The sequence below is a fragment of the Vibrio sp. 03_296 genome (assembly GCF_002265885.1).
This window is the reverse complement of sequence record NZ_NPKW01001005.1, coordinates 1-1030: the sequence shown is the minus strand read 5'-3', so window position 1 is coordinate 1030 and position 1030 is coordinate 1. Positions and strand designations below refer to the sequence as shown.

At 44.9% G+C, this 1030-nt stretch carries 1 protein-coding gene and 1 pseudogene; both read left to right on the top strand.

Annotated elements, in window-relative coordinates; genetic code table 11:
* Positions 1-552, top strand: a pseudogene (locus CIK04_RS29475) (hypothetical protein); the annotation flags it as partial.
* A gap of 174 nt (positions 553-726) precedes the next feature.
* Positions 727-1030: glucosaminidase domain-containing protein (locus CIK04_RS34880; RefSeq protein ID WP_325205997.1), on the top strand; the 304-nt coding region annotated here is incomplete at its 3' end.

Genomic DNA, 1030 nt, shown 5'->3' with positions numbered 1-1030 from the left:
TTATGTCGCAAACTTCAGCTACGAAGTGATTAGCGCCCCGATTTTTGCAGGTGTCAGCTTGATGGCGATGAGCCATGCTGCAGGCTTACAGACGAAAACTCGCCACATCAGCAAAGGGCTTCAATACACGATTCCCGTTATTCTTGCCACTTTGTTCAGCTTGATGCTTCAAGGCTTACTGGGACATCTGATTTTTCCTTTGCTTTCACTTTATCTTTCAATGGCGTTTAGTCACTCGATTCTGCTTATCTGCGAAAAGAATGTTCCACCAATGCAATCTCTGCTGCTTTCTTTACGTGCGATCAACCGAAAAATTCTAGTGGTATCAGGTTTGTACCTGCTGGTGATGGTGATGTTTGCGGTAGCAACGGTTCTTTTATGGCATTCGGGTGTATTTTTGTTTTGCCATTTTTCTTCCATCTCAAAGGTATTCTCTATCGTGAGATGTTTGGTATCCGTTTGAAAATAGTGGCGACCTCCGGTTCTGACGACAATAACGATAACAATTCACAGGTATTTAATAGCTTAACCCATCACAATCTACATTTTTAAAAGTGACCGCTGTTGCGGCTTTTGTTGCTTTCTCTGCTGTCGGTCCTTATGTGTTCTATCGAGACCATCAACTTAAAGAGCCAGTGCAAGCTATGGAATCTTTACCTGACTTCGCTGCGATTCAAAATGTCGCCGARGAAAAAAAGGGCCTTTTTCGACTATCTAAGACCTATGGTGGCGCTGGAAAACCAACGTGTGCTTGAAGAGCGTTCTTTTCTAGAATCGTTGGATATGGCCAACTTATCGAAAAAGCAGAGCGCTCGACTCGACAAGTTAGCCTCTCGTTACGATGTCACACTATCAATAGAAGAAGCAAGTGAGGACTCAATCAACGAATTGTTGGTAAGGGCGAACGTACTTCCTGAAGCGCTCGTCATGATTCAAGCGGCCAACGAATCGGCTTGGGGAACTTCGCGCTTTGCTCGTCAAGCAAACAATCTCTTTGGCCAGTGGTGCTACACCCCAGGATGTGGTGTGG